The 16,751-nt window shown below is 66.2% G+C and carries 17 protein-coding genes and 1 tRNA gene; 12 read left to right on the forward strand and 6 right to left on the reverse strand.

Features of this window, described 5'->3' with window-relative positions:
* Nucleotides 1-20: 20 nt before the first annotated feature.
* Together FHS74_RS30965 and FHS74_RS11065 are read right to left on the reverse strand one after the other, a co-directional pair.
* Entirely contained in the window at nt 21-152 is a 132-nt protein-coding gene (locus FHS74_RS30965) for a hypothetical protein (RefSeq protein ID WP_281384636.1), read from the reverse strand.
* 210 nt (nt 153-362) lie between these two features.
* A tRNA-His gene (locus FHS74_RS11065) sits at nt 363-438 on the reverse strand.
* Between the two features lie 484 nt (nt 439-922).
* Here FHS74_RS11065 and FHS74_RS11070 point away from each other — a divergent pair.
* The 4 genes from FHS74_RS11070 to FHS74_RS11085 all read left to right on the forward strand — a co-directional run bounded on the left by FHS74_RS11070 (nt 923) and on the right by FHS74_RS11085 (nt 7,268).
* Entirely contained in the window at nt 923-1,261 is a 339-nt protein-coding gene (locus FHS74_RS11070; protein ID WP_004274165.1) for a P-II family nitrogen regulator, read from the forward strand.
* Nucleotides 1,262-1,506: 245 nt separating this feature from the next.
* Nucleotides 1,507-2,919, forward strand: a complete 1,413-nt coding sequence (glnA, locus tag FHS74_RS11075; RefSeq protein ID WP_184800332.1) for a type I glutamate--ammonia ligase — start codon at nt 1,507-1,509, stop codon at nt 2,917-2,919.
* A gap of 295 nt (nt 2,920-3,214) precedes the next feature.
* Nucleotides 3,215-5,041, forward strand: coding sequence for a sensor histidine kinase (locus tag FHS74_RS11080; protein ID WP_184800334.1), 1,827 nt, complete (start codon nt 3,215-3,217; stop codon nt 5,039-5,041).
* The gene (locus FHS74_RS11085; RefSeq protein ID WP_184800336.1) at nt 5,025-7,268 is read left to right on the forward strand and encodes an EAL domain-containing response regulator; all 2,244 of its coding nucleotides are present in this window, start codon (nt 5,025-5,027) and stop codon (nt 7,266-7,268) included. Before FHS74_RS11080 ends, FHS74_RS11085 begins: the two co-directional genes overlap by 17 nt.
* 76 nt (nt 7,269-7,344) lie before the next feature.
* Here the strand turns inward: FHS74_RS11085 and FHS74_RS11090 are convergent, their stop codons facing one another.
* Nucleotides 7,345-7,683, reverse strand: coding sequence for an MmcQ/YjbR family DNA-binding protein (locus FHS74_RS11090; protein ID WP_184800338.1), 339 nt, complete (start codon nt 7,681-7,683; stop codon nt 7,345-7,347).
* 90 nt (nt 7,684-7,773) lie between these two features.
* Between FHS74_RS11090 and FHS74_RS11095 the strand changes: the two genes are divergently transcribed.
* Nucleotides 7,774-8,358, forward strand: a complete 585-nt coding sequence (locus tag FHS74_RS11095; protein WP_184800340.1) for a GNAT family N-acetyltransferase — start codon at nt 7,774-7,776, stop codon at nt 8,356-8,358.
* Between the two features lie 30 nt (nt 8,359-8,388).
* On the forward strand, nt 8,389-9,030 hold the full coding sequence (locus tag FHS74_RS11100) for an FMN-binding negative transcriptional regulator (protein ID WP_184800341.1): 642 nt from the start codon (nt 8,389-8,391) through the stop codon (nt 9,028-9,030).
* On the opposite strand, the gene FHS74_RS11105 is transcribed toward FHS74_RS11100, so the two are convergent.
* Nucleotides 9,027-9,929 carry a hypothetical protein gene (locus tag FHS74_RS11105; protein ID WP_184800343.1) on the reverse strand — a complete coding sequence of 301 codons (903 nt, stop codon included), beginning with the start codon at nt 9,927-9,929 and terminating at the stop codon, nt 9,027-9,029. The genes FHS74_RS11100 and FHS74_RS11105 overlap by 4 nt on opposite strands.
* A 351-nt stretch (nt 9,930-10,280) precedes the next feature.
* On the opposite strand from FHS74_RS11105, the gene FHS74_RS11110 reads away from it, so the two are divergent.
* Both FHS74_RS11110 and FHS74_RS30970 read left to right on the forward strand, forming a co-directional pair.
* The gene (locus FHS74_RS11110) at nt 10,281-10,595 is read left to right on the forward strand and encodes a hypothetical protein (RefSeq protein WP_184800344.1); all 315 of its coding nucleotides are present in this window, start codon (nt 10,281-10,283) and stop codon (nt 10,593-10,595) included.
* 8 nt (nt 10,596-10,603) lie between these two features.
* Entirely contained in the window at nt 10,604-11,524 is a 921-nt protein-coding gene (locus FHS74_RS30970; RefSeq protein WP_211106222.1) for a DUF1028 domain-containing protein, read from the forward strand.
* A 41-nt stretch (nt 11,525-11,565) separates the two neighbouring features.
* Here FHS74_RS30970 and FHS74_RS11120 read toward each other — a convergent pair whose 3' ends face one another.
* The gene (locus FHS74_RS11120; protein ID WP_184800348.1) at nt 11,566-12,363 is read right to left on the reverse strand and encodes an enoyl-CoA hydratase-related protein; all 798 of its coding nucleotides are present in this window, start codon (nt 12,361-12,363) and stop codon (nt 11,566-11,568) included.
* A 70-nt stretch (nt 12,364-12,433) separates the two neighbouring features.
* Nucleotides 12,434-13,273: a hypothetical protein gene (locus tag FHS74_RS11125; RefSeq protein ID WP_184800350.1), complete on the reverse strand. Its 840-nt coding sequence runs from the start codon at nt 13,271-13,273 to the stop codon at nt 12,434-12,436.
* Nucleotides 13,274-13,632: 359 nt separating this feature from the next.
* Between FHS74_RS11125 and FHS74_RS11130 the strand changes: the two genes are divergently transcribed.
* From FHS74_RS11130 to FHS74_RS11145, 4 genes are all read left to right on the forward strand, one after another.
* A complete protein-coding gene (locus tag FHS74_RS11130) occupies nt 13,633-14,400 on the forward strand; it encodes an RNA polymerase sigma factor (protein WP_184800352.1) in 768 nt (255 codons plus the stop codon).
* Nucleotides 14,397-14,930 (forward strand): hypothetical protein, encoded by a 534-nt coding sequence (locus FHS74_RS11135; protein WP_184800354.1) that lies wholly within the window; start codon nt 14,397-14,399, stop codon nt 14,928-14,930. Before FHS74_RS11130 ends, FHS74_RS11135 begins: the two co-directional genes overlap by 4 nt.
* The gene (locus FHS74_RS11140) at nt 14,927-15,385 is read left to right on the forward strand and encodes a periplasmic heavy metal sensor (RefSeq protein WP_184800356.1); all 459 of its coding nucleotides are present in this window, start codon (nt 14,927-14,929) and stop codon (nt 15,383-15,385) included. Before FHS74_RS11135 ends, FHS74_RS11140 begins: the two co-directional genes overlap by 4 nt.
* A 129-nt stretch (nt 15,386-15,514) precedes the next feature.
* Complete coding sequence (locus tag FHS74_RS11145) at nt 15,515-16,690, forward strand: beta/alpha barrel domain-containing protein (RefSeq protein WP_184800579.1); 1,176 nt, start codon at nt 15,515-15,517, stop codon at nt 16,688-16,690.
* Nucleotides 16,691-16,751 lie beyond the last annotated feature (61 nt).

Raw genomic sequence — 16,751 nt, forward strand, 5'->3', positions numbered from 1 at the left:
CGCGCCATAGCCGGCTGCGCTTATGCGGCATTCCCAGCGTCGAACTGTCGCACCAGCCCCTTGGCGACCACCGCGCGCCAGCGACGGTGCAGCAGCGCCGCCACCCTGTCCAACCCCGCCGCGTCGGATATGGCCGATAGGCGCGCCAACACCGTGGGCCAGCCCAAATAATGATCGGTGATGAAGAGACCGCCGGGTCCATGGCCATGAGCAGGTCGCGCTCGTCGCCATCCACGCCGGTGATGACCAGGGGGTCGCCATCCTCGCGCAGCCGGGTCAGGCCACAGCGTGGCGCGGAACCCGAACAGCAAAAAGGCGCCCGGTGAGGGGCGCCTTTGCTCTCCTTATACTATAAGGAGGAATGGGGCGATGGATGGGACTCGAACCCACGACCGCTCGGACCACAACCGAGAGCTCTACCAGCTGAGCTACCACCGCCGCCGTGAGGCGGGTTTCTGCACCACCTGCCCCCACTCCGTCAAGCATTCTGATAAGATAATCTTCACATGCCCGGGTCGCGTTGCGGGGAAGGCTGCAATCCAGGCAGCGAAGCCCCCGGAAACCCGGCCCCTACGGCGACCCAAGAACAAAAATCAGGCTGTTGTCTATTTTTTGTGCTGCCGTTTGCCCACTAAGCGCGCATACGTTTGGGCCGCTCGGGCAAGAGGGCCGGGCACGCCCCATCCGGCGGGTTGGCATGGGGTGTGCTATCCTCCTGGCCCGGTCTGGTCAGACCATCCAACGGGCACGACCGCTTATCGTCGTTGCGGGAAGCGCCCTGTCGGATCAAGGTATCGGCCGGACAATGAAATGGAAATCGTGGGGGGTTTCCGGCACCCGTCGGCTCACCGGCCTTACCGGTCGACTGTGGCCCCGGCGCCGATCACCCCCTGCCCTTGAAGCGAAGGCGTGGCCGTAAGCGATGAAAAAGATCGAAGCCATCATCAAACCGTTCAAGCTGGACGAGGTGAAGGAAGCGCTGCACGAGGTCGGCATCAAGGGCATCACGGTGACGGAAGCCAAGGGCTTCGGCAGGCAGAAGGGTCACACCGAACTGTACCGGGGCGCCGAGTACGTGGTCGACTTCCTGCCCAAGGTGAAGATCGAGATCGTGATGGACGACCAGTTGGTCGATCGCGCCATTGAAGCCATCCAGCAGGCGGCCCACACCGGCCGTATCGGCGACGGCAAGATTTTCGTGACCCCCGTGGAGGATGTCATTCGCATCCGCACGGGGGAGCGGGGGCCGGACGCCGTCTGAAGGCACGGTCCGTCCGCCACCACCGCCCAACAGACGGATGGTGGTCGTTTGACGGAGTGTCCATGGACAGCGGCCCGGTGTAATCAATGGTCGGCTGTATCATTGATCCGAGTGGGGCTGGCGCCCCGGAACGGGAGTAACCCAGGGGCGCCGGAAACAAATAAGGGGTGGGGTTGCCACGCGTTCCCGCCCGTGTCCGTCAGTAGTGAACCCAATATCTCCCAGAACTTAGGGAACCCATCAAGATGTCCGATGCCATCACCAAGTTTTTCGACCTGGTCAAGGAGCACGACGTTAAGTACGTCGATTTCCGCTTCACCGATCCGCGCGGCAAGCTGCAGCACACCGCCCAGCACATCAGCACCGTGAACGAAGAGATGTTCACCGATGGCGTGATGTTCGACGGGTCGTCGATCGCCGGGTGGAAGGCCATCAACGAGTCGGACATGATCCTGATGCCCGACCCCGCCACCGCCGTCCTGGATCCGTTCGCCGCCCAGCCGCTGCTGACCGTGTTCTGCGACGTGCTGGAGCCCTCCACCGGCCAGCCCTACAAGCGCGACCCGCGCTCCATCGCCAAGGCGGCCGAGAACTACATGGCCAGCGCCGGCATCGGCGACACCGCCTACTTCGGTCCCGAGGCCGAGTTCTTCGTCTTCGACGATGTGAAGTTCGAAGTCTCGATGAACCGCGTCATGTACGAGTTCGACAGCGAGGAAGGCCCCTACACCTCCGGCAAGGCTTATCCGGAAGGCAATCTGGGCCATCGTCCGGCCGTCAAGGGCGGCTACTTCCCGGTGGCCCCGATTGACGCCGGCCAGGACCTGCGCGCCGAGATGGTGACCGTGATGGCCGACATGGGCGTCGAGGTCGAGAAGCACCACCACGAGGTGGCCGCTTCGCAGCACGAACTGGGCATCAAGTTCGGCACCCTGGTCAGCATGGCCGACACCATGCAGATCTTTAAGTACGTGGTGCACAACGTCGCCCACGCCTACGGCAAGACCGCCACGTTCATGCCGAAGCCGGTGTTTGGCGACAACGGTTCGGGCATGCACTGCCACCAGTCCATCTGGAAGGACGGCAAGCCGCTGTTCGCCGGTTCGGGCTACGCCGACCTGTCGGAAACCGCCTTGTACTACATCGGCGGGATCATTAAGCACGCCCGCGCGCTGAACGCCTTCACCAACCCGCTGACCAACAGCTACAAGCGTCTGGTCCCGGGCTACGAGGCGCCGGTGCTGCTGGCCTACTCCTCGCGCAACCGGTCGGCCTCCTGCCGCATTCCGTTCGTGAACAGCCCGAAGGGCAAGCGCGTCGAAGTCCGCTTCCCGGACCCGGGTGCGAACCCCTACCTGGCGTTCGCCGCCATGCTGATGGCCGGCCTGGATGGTATCCAGAACAAGATCCATCCCGGCGAGGCGATGGACAAGAACCTGTACGACCTGCCGCCGGAAGAGCTGAAGGAAGTGCCGACCGTCTGCCGGTCGCTGCGTGAAGCCCTGGAGTCCCTGGCTGCCGACAACGCCTTCCTGAAGAAGGGCGATGTCTTCACCGAGGACTTCATCAACAGCTACATCGACCTGAAGATGGAAGAAGTGCTGGCGTTCGAAACCTCGCCGCATCCCATCGAATACAAGATGTACTACTCCGTCTGATCGGACTCGTTTCCTTCGGGAATCGTTCCATCGGGAAAGGGCCGTCCAGCCGGGCGGCCCTTTTCTTTTGGCCCGCCGCATCCGTCACCATTCCGCGACGCGACGCCGCCTCCCCTTTCGCGCCCTTGCCCCGCCCATACCCTGTACCGGAGGATAGAGGTTTGGCCCCTGTCCACTGCCGCCGGCAGACGATAAGCTTAGGCGATGATTTGCCTTTTGCCGGTCAGGGCCGCCGCGGCCGCGCGAGGCCCGGCGCCTTGACCCGGCCGGCGGGTTGCAAGCGGAAACACGGCGTATGGCACAGTCTTACGGCCCCCGGTCACCCAGCCTGGAAACCGTTGATTTCGGGACGCGGTCCCCCACCGTCGCGATGCCTCGTACCACCGGTGGGCTGTCATTGGGGGTACGCCTGCTGCTGGCCTTCGGGCTGCTGACCTTGGGCCTGGTGCTGGTCGGGCTGCTGGCCATCGACCGCCTCGGCGCCTTGAACGACAAGGCCGCCGTCATCCGTGACAACTGGCTGCCCAGCACCGCCGTTAACGGCCAGATGATCGCCGCCATCAAAAGCAACCGCCTGGCCGAGGCGCGGCTGCTGTTCTCCGCTGACGATGACAGTCTGGCAAGGGATCTGGAGACGCTGAGCCGGCGGAACCAGGAGGTGGAGATCGCGCGGCGCGACTATCAACAATACGTGGTGATGAACACGGAGGATGAGCAGCGCGTCAACGCTTTCGACCAGGCCTGGGCCACCGGCCAACAGTACGAAATCCGCCTGCGCGATCTGGTGAAGGCTCATAACCGGGATGAGGCCATCGCGCTCTACAACGGCCCGCTGCGCGACGCCAACAATCAGGCGACCGACGCCGTCCTGCGCGACCTGGCCTTCAACGTGAACCAGGGCCGGGCGACGGCGCGGGAAGGTGCCGCCATTTTCAGCAGCACCCGCCTGCTGCTGCTGTCCGCCATGCTGGCCGCGCTGGCGGCGGGCGTGGCGTTGGCGATCTTGACCATCCGTACCATAGCCGCCCCCATCCGCGCCATGACCGAGGCCACCGCCGCCTTCGCCCATGGGCACTACGACCACCCGCTGCCGGGGGACGGCCGACGCGACGAGATCGGTGGCCTGGCCGCGGCCCTGGCGGTGCTGCGGGACAAAAGCGCCGAACGCGACCGGCTGATGGCGATGCGCACGGATGAGGCGCAGTCACTTTCAGCGGCCAAGACGGAGGCGGAGACGAACCTGGCGGCGCTGCGGCAGTTGCAGGACCAACTGGTGGAGTCGGAGAAGTTGGCGGCCTTGGGCGCCCTGGTCGCCGGCGTGGCGCACGAGGTCAATTCCCCCCTGGGGGTGGCCGTTAGCGCCAGCAGCACCCTGGCACTGGAGACCAAGCGCTTTCTGGCCGACATCGAGGCGGGGCAGTTGCGGCAAAGCACGGTGGACCGCTTCGCCCGGGTGGCACGCGACAGCACCGACCTGCTGGAGCGGAACCTGGACCGGGCCACCACCCTGGTCCAGCACTTCAAGCAGGTCGCGGTGGACCGCACCAGCTCGCAGCGGCGGACCTTCGACCTGGGTGAGATGGTCGCCGACACGCTGACCACGCTGGGGCCCATGCTGCGCCGCGCACCGTTCCGCATGGAGAGCACCATCCCAGAGGGTATCGAAATGGACAGCTATCCCGGGCCTCTGGGGCAGGTGCTGACCAACCTGATCCAGAACGCGGAACTGCATGCGTTCGATGCGGCGGTGTCCGCGCGGGACCGCCACGCGGCCGGCGGGATGGTGCGCATCGAAGCAAGCCGCAACGCCCGCGAAGTGACCTTGTGCGTTCAGGACAACGGCGCGGGGATGGACGAAGATGTGCGACGGCGTTTGTTCGAGCCGTTTTTCACCACGAAGATGGGTCAGGGCGGATCGGGCCTGGGCATGCATATCGTCTATAACATCGTCACGGGCATCTTGGGCGGGGCAATCGCCGTGGCCTCCTCCCCCGGCCAAGGGACGAGCGTGACGCTGACCCTGCCCCTGGTGGCCCCCAAAACGTCGCCGGCGGTCCGTCCCTTGCCGGAGAGTCCAATCCCCGTCGCTGCAAGAGAACCGGTTGATGGCAAACCCGGCTGAGGCATTGATCCGCATCGAAGATGATCGGGGCGCCATTCGGCACACCGGGCCAGGTTGGCGAATCCTGGTGGTCGATGATGACGAGCAGGTGCACCTGGCCACCCGCCTGGCCTTGGAGGGTATGGACTTCCGTGGCCGGCCGCTGATGCTGGACAGTTGCTACTCCGCATGGGAAGCGTTCGAGTACCTGGCCGACAGCCGGGACGTGGCCGTCATTCTGCTTGACGTGGTCATGGAGGATGAACGCGCGGGCCTGAATCTGGTGCGCCGCATCCGGGAAGAGCTGCATAACGAGCAGGTACGCATCGTGCTGCGTACCGGCCAGCCGGGCTATGCCCCGGAGCTGGAGGTCATCCGCCAGTACGATATCAACGACTACAAGGCCAAGACCGAGCTGACAGTCACCCGCCTGGCTTCCAGCGTGATCACCGCGCTGCGCTCCTATGAACAGATCGTGGCGCTGGACCGGCACCGACGGGGCCTGGAACAGGTTATCAAGGCATCCGCCGACCTGTTCACCGAGCGCAGCCTGAATGAGTTCAGCGCCGGCGTGCTGATCCAGCTGGCGGCGCAGATGGGCATCGAACCGGAGGGCGTGCTATGCGCCCAAGGATCGGTCGATGGCCCCATCATCGTGGCGGCCGCCGGCCGCTTCGCCAACCACATCCGCAAGCCCCTGTCAGCCCTGGGCAACGCCGAAATCGAGGCGGCGTTGCTGGAGGCCTTCTCGCGACGGGAAGGGTTCAAAAGCCAGGGTGGCGACATCCTGTACCTGCAATCGGGCAGCGCCCATCCGGCTGCCATCTACATGTGCACCCCCGCCCCGGTGGACGAGCAAAAACGCGACCTGCTGCGGCTGTTCACCATCAACGTGGCCCTGGGCTTCGAGACCGCCACCCTGTTCGAGCATCTGCGCGCCGTCGCCTTCACCGACCCGCTGACGGCGCTGCCCAACCGCAGCGGCTTCATCACCATCCTCGACCGGCCGCTTCCCGGCCAGGGAATGGTGGTCATCCTGCTGGACCTGGACCAGTTCCATTTCATCAACGCGCGCCTGGGATTCCAGGTGGCCGACGCCCTGTTGCGCGCCGTGGGCCACCGACTGGTGGCCAGCTTCCCGGAGGCCATCGCCATCAGCCGATTCGGCGGCGATCGCTTCGCCCTGGCCTTGCCGACGCTGCCGGCGGCGGAACCGTCGTTGGCGCAGCTGGAAAGCCGGCTGGAAGCGGCCTTCGAAACCGGTTTCGACGTGGCTGGCCGCCACGCCAGCCTGTCGGCCACCAGCGGCTGCAGTTATGCAGCACCTCCCGCCGGCGGCTGGGGCGACTCCCGACCGGCGGGCGACCTGCTGGTACAGCAGGCCTCACTGGCATTGAAGGACGCCAAGCTGCGGTCCCGCGGCCGGCTGGTCCCCTTTAATACGGAACTGGAACGGCGCAACACGGCCAGCCTGGCGTTGCTGGCGGAGTTCCGCACAGCCCTGCGCAACCGTGAGCTGGTACTGCATTATCAGCCCAAGCTGGACCTTTCCACCCGCCGGCCGGTAGGGGTGGAAGCACTGGTCCGCTGGCAATCCCCCAAGCACGGCCTGCTGATGCCGGCCCAGTTCCTGGACCTGGCCGAGGCCAGTGGCCTGATCGTGCCCATGGGGCTGATGGTGCTGGAAATGGCCATACGTCAGCGCCGCGCCTGGCGGGTGGACGGACTGGATATCCCGGTGGCGGTGAACGTCTGCGCCCTGCAGGTGCAACAGGCAGACTTCCTGCAGGGTATCGACCGTGTGCTGGCGGCCCAGGAGGTGACGGCCGAAGGCCTTGAGATGGAGATCACCGAATCCGTCTTCGTCGGCGATGACGAACGCACGTTCGACCATATCCAGGGTTTGCGCGATCGCGGCTTTGGCATCGCGCTGGACGATTTCGGCACGGGCTATTCATCGCTGAGCTATCTGAACCGGCTGCCAGCGACCACGGTGAAGGTGGACCGCCGCTTCGTCCAAGGCATGAACCAGGACGCCAAGTCTGACATGCTGGTGCGCGCCATCATCCAGGTGGCCGCCGTCATCGACGCCCAAGTGGTGGCCGAAGGGGTGGAGACGGAGGATCAGGCGGATCGCCTGCGGGCCTTGGGTGTACCTGTGGCCCAGGGATTCCTCTATAGCCCGGGCGTGCCGGCTGACCGCCTGGCCGCTTGGTGGCTGGAACACGACGTCCCAGCGGCGCGATAGCCAAGTCGCCGGATGGCGACGCCGGCGCATAAGGGTGGTGATCTGGGCTGTAGGTCAAGACCATCGCAGCTTTGTATCAGGTCTTTTTGCGGGGCCGTGTGGGCCCCTTGGCCACCGCCAGCCGCCAGGCGGCCGCCAGGGAGCCGGCCAGCGTCGCCTCGTCAGCGGCGGCCAGACTGACATGGGTGGCGCCGTCCCGGCCCCAGCCGCCGGGCACGGGCTGGAACACCCCAGGTGCGGCCGCCACGCGCATCTCCTGTTCCTCCAACGCCAGTATGACCATGCCCCGACCCAACGCCGGATCCAGCGTGGCGAAGATGCGGTTGCCCACGCGGAAATCCGCCCGGCCCATGTGCGCGCCCTGTTCCGCCCCAGCAAGCGACAGGGCGATGCGGCGGAAATCCTCTGGCGTCATGGCGGCAATTCCCCAATGGGACGGGACGGACGGCAATGCCAGTGTATCATCAAGGGCTTGGGGGATAGCGCGCAACGAAAGGGGAATGCCATGACCTACACCTTGCGCAAGGCGCGGCTTGAGGACAGGCCGGCCTTGCAGGCCCTGATCCAGGCATCGGCCCGCGGTCTCAGCCGCGGCGACTACACGCCCGAGGTGGTGGAGGGCGCACTGGCCGGCGCCTTCGGCGTCGACAGCGACCTGATCCAGGACCAGACCTACTTCGTAGCGGTGGAAGATGACGGCAGCGATGAGGGCCTGTTCGTCGGCTGCGGCGGGTGGGGCCGGCGCATGACCCTGTTCGGCGGCGACGCCCGCCCCGACCGGTCACCACAGATGCTGGACCCGGCCCGCGATCCGGCCCGTATCCGTGCCTTTTTCGTCCACCCGGATCGCGCCCGCCAGGGTATCGGCCGTGCCCTGCTGGCGGCTTGCGAGGCGGAGGCGCGGGCGGCGGGATTCAAGGCACTGGAACTGATGGGCACCCTTCCCGGCGTACCGCTGTACACCGCCATGGGCTTCCAGCCCACCGGCCGGGTGTTCCATCCCCTGCCCAACGGCCAGACCATCGAGTTCGTGCCCATGCGCAAGGAACTCACGGACTTGGAGAACGCCGCCGATTGCCCTAAGGATTAAAGGTCGCGTTCCATCAAGAAAGTGCCGCCCATGTACCGTCCCAGCCATTTCAAGGAAGACCGCCCCTCGGTGCTGCACGCGGCCATGGCGGCCATCGGCCTGGCCAACCTGGTGACCGTGAGCGCGGATGGAATGCCCCAGGCTGGCCCCGTACCTCTGCTGCTGCGGCCTGAGGAAGGGGAATATGGCGCCCTCTACGGTCATTTCGCCAAGGCCAACCCGCAGTGGCGTGAAACGCCGGCGGGCAGTCCGGCGCTCGCCATCTTCATGGGGCCTGACGCCTATGTCACCCCGTCCTGGTACGCCACCAAGCGGGAGTCGGGCAAGGTGGTGCCCACCTGGAACTACGCCACCATACAAGCGCGCGGCCCCATCACGTTCTTCGAGGACGCCGCGGCGCTGCTGGATTTGGTGACCGCCCTGACCAACCGGCATGAAGGGGGGCGCGAAGCGCCCTGGGCAGTCGACGACGCGCCGGCGGATTTCATCCAGGCGCAACTGCGCGGCATCGTCGGATTCCGGTTGGCCATCACCAGCCTGGAAGGCAAATGGAAGATGAGCCAGAACCGGCCGGTGGCCGACCGGGAGGGCACGGCCGATGGCCTGGCGCGGAATGGGGATGATGCCGTGGCTGACCTGGTGCGCAGGGGCGGTGCCCAGACGCTGGGTTAAACCGCACCCTCAAACAGGGCGTCGATTTCCTGCTGGGTGCGCAGGGCGTCAGCGGATAGGCCGGTGGTGCTGGGGATCAGCACGTCCTTCATCGCCGCCGCTGTCGGCTGCGGGGGGGCGATGGCGCCGAACAGCGCGTCGATGGCCGTCTGTGATGGCGCCTGCCGGGCCGGGCCGTGCAGCAGGTGGGCATCGGGCCGGGAATCGTCGTGCTTGTAGGGCAACAGCACCTCACGCGGGGCGTCCACCGGCGGCGTGGCCGGCGCGGTCGCCACTTGCGGCAGGGTGCGCCATAGGCCCATGATCACGCCCACCCGTTCCTCGATATAGCACAGGGTGTTCACCACCTTGGCCGTGCGCTGGCCGCAGATGTCCTGGAAGGAACAGGCCATCATCACGTCCATGCAGGCGCCCTCCAGCGCGGTCAGCAACTGGCCCTCGACGGCACGGCCGGGCCGCAGCCGGCGCAGCGCAGCCGTCATGCGCTCCACCGTCGTCAGGATGCGGTTGGTCGCCTCCTCCGTGGCGGTGACGATGGCGTCCAGCTCGGACGTAGCGGCACTGATACGGTCGGCCTTGGGATCGGACGGCTTGATGGCGGCGATCTCGCGCTTCACCAGGCGGATGGTGTTGGCCATGGCCTCCACCTCCGCCTTCAGGAAGGCGATCTCGGGATTGCCCAGGTGCGACCCGCCCCCGGCCTCTGGCGGCACAGGGCGGGATGCGTTGAGCAATCGTTGAATGGAGACGACCGTACGGCGCAGTTCATCGGTTTCGACCGAACGGGCGCGACGCTGGACCTCATAGAAAAAGTCCCGCCCCTTGGCCGTGGCCAGTAGGGACTCTTCCATCCGCCGATATTCGTCCAGCGTGAGGCCCGAGCCCCGGGTCGTCTGCATGCCCATCACGCCCCCTTGGGATTAATGGCGGCGCCAGGCCGCCGCCGCACATACTGCTGATACCCATGTTCTTCATAAGCATCGCTTTTGCGTCAATATGGGCTTCCTCGGTAGGCGTATGTATTTCAGATGAGTTTTACCTTACGCATTGTGGGTAGTTCCCATCACATTTGTGATAAAAATCAGATCATCTGGACCGGCCCGCCGGTCCGCACAATAAAACGTGGCACCATCAAAGTGGAAGGGCAGCCCCCGGAAATCCAGTGCGAGCCGCCGCGCCAGCCGCATGGCCCCGGGCAGCCGGCGATGCTAAGATCAGCCCGAGCGAGCAAGATGGTTTCAGGAGCGCAGATGCGGCCCCCCGCGTCCCAGGATAACGATCGTACCCCCCCGGGCCGCGCCCGTCGCTGCGCAGCCCGTCGGGTCGGCGTCCTGCTGCTTGCCGGCGCCGTGATGGGCTGGTCCGCGACGACACCAGCCGCGGAGTCGGAAGCGGAGGCCAAGGCGGTGGCCCTGGAGGCCAGTTGCAAGCCGAACAAGGTGGAGGCGGTCCAGCGCCTGGTCGGCAACAACCCCGACATCGTCTACAAGATCACCTGCCAGAATGGAAAGGACCTGGCGGTCTATGTCCGCTGCCAGGGACGGACCTGCTTCCTGGTTCGCTGATGCGCGCCTTGGCCGTAAGCACCGCGATTTTGACTGGCGCCCTGATCTGGGCCACGCCGGCCGGCGCCACTTTCTCCATCATAGCCTGCGACCAAGGCCGCTGCGGGGCAGCCGTCGCAACCAATAACTTGGCGGTGGGCGCCAGCGTGGACTACGTCCAGGCTGGAGTAGGGGCGGTGGTCACGCAGTTCGAAACCAATCCAGCCATGGGCCCCAAGGGCTTGGCCCTGATGGCCTCCGGCCGCAGCCCCGAAGCGGCCTTGCAAACCCTGCTGCGCGAAAATGGCACGTTCGATGGCGAGGGGATGGAGGCGCGCCAGGTGGCCCTGGTCGATGCCCAGGGCCGCACTGCCGCCTTCACCGGCAAGGAAGCCTTGGAGTCGGGCTATGCCGGCGACCGGCAAGGACCGGGATATTCCGTCCAAGGCAACGGCTTGGCCGGCGCCGCCGTGCTGACGGCCATGGAGTCGACCTATCGGTCAGCGTCCGGCCCTTTGGAGGACAGACTGCTTGCGGCACTGGAGGCGGGGCAGGCCGCAGGCGGGCAGACCATCGGCAAGCTGTCCGCCGCCCTGCTGGTACGCGTCCCCGATGGCTTCCCCCAGGATCTGGACTTTCGCGTCGACGCCAGCGCCCAGCCCCTGCCCGACCTGCGGGCGCTGGTGGAACGCCACCACGCGTGGCAGGCGGTCATCCGCGCCGATCAGGCGGCCCATCGGGGCGAGCGCGCGACGGCGCAGGCGGCCCTGGCCGAGGCCACCCGCTTGGCCCACGATTGGGATCGGGTATGGCGGCGTGCCGCCCGGGTGGCGCTGGCCCTGGGCGACGATGCCGCCGCCCGCGACTATTTGGAGCGCATGACGGCGGCCAACCCGGTGTGGGGCCGACAAGAGGCTGCCGATCCCCTGTACCGCGACCTGTTCCGGTAATCCTTTCCGCTGGTCGTACACACCCTGGAGCGTCACCCCCCTCAGCCCCGCCAGCTGAATTTGGGCCGGCGCTTCGCCAGGAAAGCATCGCGGCCTTCCTGAAAATCGACATTGCTCGCCGCCTGTTCCAGGAAAGTGGCGACGCCGGCATCGGTGACGGCGCTCTCCCCGTCCTGGATGGCCTGGATGATGCGCTTGGCCGCCTGGATGGAGAACTGCGACAAACCCGACAGATTGGCTGCGTAATCACGGACCGCCGCCGCCAGGCCCTCATCCTCCACCACCCGGTCGACCAGGCCGATGGCCAAGGCTTCCGCCGCCCCGATCAACCGGCCGCTGAACAGCAAATCCTTGGCCCGGGCGGGGCCGACATGGTCGACCAGACGACGGGTGTCTTCGAAGGGATAGACGAAGCCGAGCTTGGCCGGCGTAACGCCGAACCGGGCGCCGGCGCCAGCGAAGCGCAAGTCGCAATGCAGCGCCAGGCCGCAACCGCCACCCACACAGAGGCCCGACACCTGGGCGATGGTTGGCTTGGGGCACCGCTCCACCGCCAGGTTGCCGGCGCGCACCGCGGCGTTGAACCGCGCGGTCCCCTCCGGGGTGGCGAACAGCCGGGCGAATTCCGCGATGTCGGCGCCGGCGGAAAAAGCCTGACCTCCCGCCCCGGTCAGGACCACCACCTGGACCGCCGTGTCCCCCGCCACGCGCGCCATCAGGCCGGGCAGGGCCAACCACATCTCCAACGATAGCGCGTTGTGCTTGTCCGGCCTGTCCACCGTCACAGTGGCGACGCCATCACTCACCGCCAGGCCAAAGCCCGGAACCTGTTCATCCATCCTGTCCACCAGCTTTCCGTACCCATGCCGAAGCATAGTTGCCATCGGGCCGGGGGCCGGGCAACCATCGCTAAGCCCGCAAGGGGCGGAAATAGCGCAAAACGGACTGAAGTTCCGTGCGAAGGCCCTGATCCTCCCGCAGGCGGGCCTGCAAAGCGTTGTCGCGCTTGGCCAGATAGACGACGTGATCCTTGGGCGGCAGGGAACGGTAGGATGGCTTGGCCGCCAGGGTTCCGTCATCCTGCACCGTCGACAGGAAGAAAGACGAGCGCATGAATTTCGAGAAAAGCTTGTTCGCCCCCTCGGCCGGTTCCCGGGACATGATGGAGCATATATAGAATAAACGGAAATAATAATAATTTGTATAGATGCGCTGAACGATGAAGAATTGTTCACTGGGCGACGAGACTTTTGAAATCAGCTGCTGATCCTTAAATCCCGCATAGAAATAATTGGACGCCTCCCGCGCGTACAGCATGGGTTTTTCCCGCTCCTGACTGATACGCTTGCGATATTCAACAAGGGCGCGCCCCACCAGGGTTTGGATCATCCGCCGCTCCACATCCAGATCGGGGGGCAACCCCATCAGGAATTCCATGGCGGGCAGCAACTGTACGGGGTGGGTGATGGCGCCGCGCTTGGCCCGGCCTTTGCCAAGAAGGGAGGACTGCAGCCCTTCGACCAGGTCATGCGCCTGCCAGCGCAAGCGGGTCATCATCGGAATAGTGGATAGGCCGCTGGCCTGCAGGAACAGGCGCAGCTGATCGCGCCAGGATTTTTGCGGCAAGGTCACGTATTCCAGGTCCGTCAGGCGCAAAGGCGAAGACAAAGCCTCCCCCGCCATCGGCTCCGGCCGATGGTTAAGGCTGCGCCCGAAGACGACCCCCTTGGTCTTGCGCTCCCGCTCCACCAAACTCATGACAGCAGCCCGCCTGCCCGCACCGCCCCGTTCCCATCCTGAGTTAGGCCTGATCCGCTAAGGCCGTATTCCAATCCCGCTTCGTTTGGAAGGTATCATATTCAGTCACATTGATTAACTAGCAGAGACCGCTACTTTCGCGAGCATACAGATAAAATCTGCGGTGGGCACCCTGCCCGTTCGGTCGCACCCCCGATAGCGCAGGGTTCCCTGCCGTTTTGGCGTATCAAGGTCAAGTTCCCATCGCCCGATCGTCCGCCCCCTCAGGCGATGGCGATCGGGGGCCATATTCTTCCCACCCGCAACGGCACAACCATACCAGGCAGAAATCGCAAGGGATGCTTCCGCCCATGCTCCCATCCTCCCCTTCCCAAAAATCCGCATCCGCCGCCAGTGCCGGCGGCTATGCCTATGGCATCACTGGCGTCCAGGCGGCGATTGGTCTAACTACCCAGGTCGGTCGCCTGATTGGGCGCCCCCTTTCCAGTGGCGGCAAAGGCAGTCCCGTGCAGCGTAGCGATGGCCAGAGCCTGGCCACCAGCAGTGACGAATCCCTGGTCGCGCGGGTCGCCGAGGGCGACGCGCAGGCGTTCCGGGTGCTGACCGACCGGCATCTGGACCGGACGGTCACGCTGGCGCGCCGTGTCCTGGGCGGGGCCGCGGACGCCGAGGACGTCGCGCAGGAGGCGTTCATGCGGCTGTGGCAGCATGCGGAACGTTTCCGCCCGGCGGAAGCGCGTTTCTCCACCTGGTTCTATCGCATCACTGTCAACCTGTGTTTGGACCGCAAACGCCGGCCGTCGCATGACGCCCTGGAGAACGTGCCCGAACCGGTGGATCCATCCCTGGACGCTGTCGCCCTGGTGGAACGGTCCGAACTGGGCCGGTTGGTGGCCCGCGCCGTCGACGACCTGCCCGAACGACAGCGTGCCGCTATTTCTTTGTGCTATGATACGGGCTTAAGCAACGCCGAGGCGGCCGCCGCGATGGAGGTCAGCGTCGGTGCGCTGGAAACGCTGCTGGTTCGGGCGCGGCGGGCCTTGCGGGCGACCCTGGCGCCCCTGGCCCCGTCCGATACCCAGGATGGTCGTCGCTCACGGACGGGAGGACCGCGATGATGCAAGAGTTGATGACGGTCGCCGCGTTCGAGGAACTGATCGACCTACATGGCCCTGACCCCGAGTTCTGGCCCGTGGCCGACCGCCCGGGGGCGGCACTTCTGCTGGCCCAGTCTGAGCCTGCGCGGGCGCTGATGGCCCAGGCCAAGTTGGCGGAACACGCGCTGACAGCCATGCCCCTGGATCGTGCCAGCGCCGAACTGCGGCGCGCCATCCTGGCCATTCCGGCCGTCACGGCTGGACAGGGGCGGGCACAGCCGCGGCCAACCCATTCCCTCCCCGGCATCCGGTGGCGTGGGCGGGCATCTGCTGGCCGCGTGCCTGTCCTCGCCGGCTCGGGCGGTCGGACAGCCTGGGCCGGCGGCATTCCCGCGGCCCTCGTCTCCGGCATGGCGGCGGTTGTCGTCGGCATCGTTTTGGGCGTGCACGGCGTTTCCCCCCTGGTGCTGTCCGCCAATGATGCGCGTGCCGCCGCCACCACCGAGTACATGAAGGCCATGACTGAAATCGATACGGAGTTGGGGCAGTGACCGAGGGGCATGCGCATTCCAAGGTGGTGATCGCCCTCCTGGCCATATCCGTCTCCATCAACCTGCTGGTGGCGGGCATGGTCGTGGGGCAGCGCCTGGACGGTTCCCGCCCTTTGACCCGCATAGAGGCCGCTCGCGACCCCAACGCCGGCCGGCCAGGGCCTTACGACCTGTTCGTGAAAAGCGCGCCGGACCCGGTTCTGCCCTTCCTGAAGGAGGCTATCGCCAGCCACCAGGACCTGTCGCAGGTCCAGTTGCAACAGCTGCGTGAAGCCCGGCGGGAAGCCACACGCCAGTTGAAGGCCCTGCCCTTCGACGCCGCGGCCACCAGCGCGGCCTTCGCCCGGGTGCGGGCCTTGTTCGGCGAGATCCAGCGGGGCGTGCATGAGACCGCCATTGGCGCTTACGCCCGTGCGTACGGGCAGACGCCACCGCCAAGCGACCCCCAGCAATAGGCGGCGGACGGAGTCTGTTCGCGCCGCCGCCGCACAAGGCCGCTTGCCCTGGCCCACCGCGCATCGTCTATGATCCCCAGCGAATGTCCTGAGGACGATGGGAAGGATGGCCCCATGGCCGGCGAAGAGATGGATTTGACGACGGCGGACAGCGCCAGCGAGCCGACATACCGCGGGGCGGACCGGCCTTGGCCCCCAGCGGAGGCCGTCGGCCAATGGACGGATGTCTATTTCAAGCGCACGCGCACCATCGTGGAACGCCATGGCGACGTTCCCGTCACCTATGCGGTTTTCATGCGCCGTCCCGTGGTGTTCGCCCCCCGGCTGGCGCTGGACTGGCTGCGGTCGGTGGCCGAAGCCCGGGGATTCGTGCCGGATGTCGAGGTCCGATATCGTGAAGGGCAATGGGTCGGCGCGGGCGAGCCGATGATGTGGATCAGCGGCCCCTTCGCCCAGCTGGCGGAACTGGAAACGCTGTTCCTCATGAAGCTGGGGCCGTGCTGCGTGGCCGCTCATAACGCATTCGTAATGAGTGCTGGCCTGCCCAGGTCCGCCTTCCTCGCTATGGATGCCCGCCACTGCGCCGGCACGGAAATGGCCGATCTGATGGCCTACGCCGCCAGCGTCGGTTCCGAACGGGCGAAGCGCAAGGTTGGCGCCATCGGCTTCATCGGCAACGCGACCGATGCGACCGCCCACTATTTCGGCCAGCCCCAAGGGTTCGGCACCATGCCCCACGCCCTGATCGGTTACGCCGGCTCGACCGTCAAGGCGGCCGAGTTGTACCACGACACCTTTCCCGGCGAAGCCATGACGGTGCTGGTGGACTATTTCGGCCGCGAGGTGAGCGACACCCTGGCCGTGTGCCGCCGATTCCCCGACCTTGCCGCCGCTGGCAAGCTGTCGGTGCGGCTGGACACGCCCGGCGGGCGCTTCGTCGAAGGCCTGGACCCGCCGCAAAGTTACGCCGTGCTGGAACGCCGCGCGCCGGACAGCATTCGGGGTTATCGCGATGAAACGGAGCTGCGCTACCTGATCGGCGCCGGCGTCTCCGCCGCCGGACTGCATTGGGTGCGCGAGAACCTGGACCAGGCCGGTTTCGACAGGGTGCGGATTGTCGCCTCCAGCGGCTTCAGCCCCGCCAAATGCCGCGTCATGGCCGACGCCCAGGCGCCGATCGACGTGGTGGGCACCGGCAGCTTCCTGCCCGAACATTGGGGGGAAACGTACGCCACGGCCGACATCGTCGCCTATAACGGTGTGGCTCGGGTGAAGATGGGCCGTGAATTCCTGCTGAAGCGCTGATCAATGCGAAAAATGCCCCCCGGGCGGCCCCCCCGACGACTCGGGAAAGGCCGCCCCGGGG

The sequence above is a fragment of the Nitrospirillum iridis genome (genome assembly GCF_014205765.1).
GTDB lineage: Bacteria > Pseudomonadota > Alphaproteobacteria > Azospirillales > Azospirillaceae > Nitrospirillum > Nitrospirillum iridis.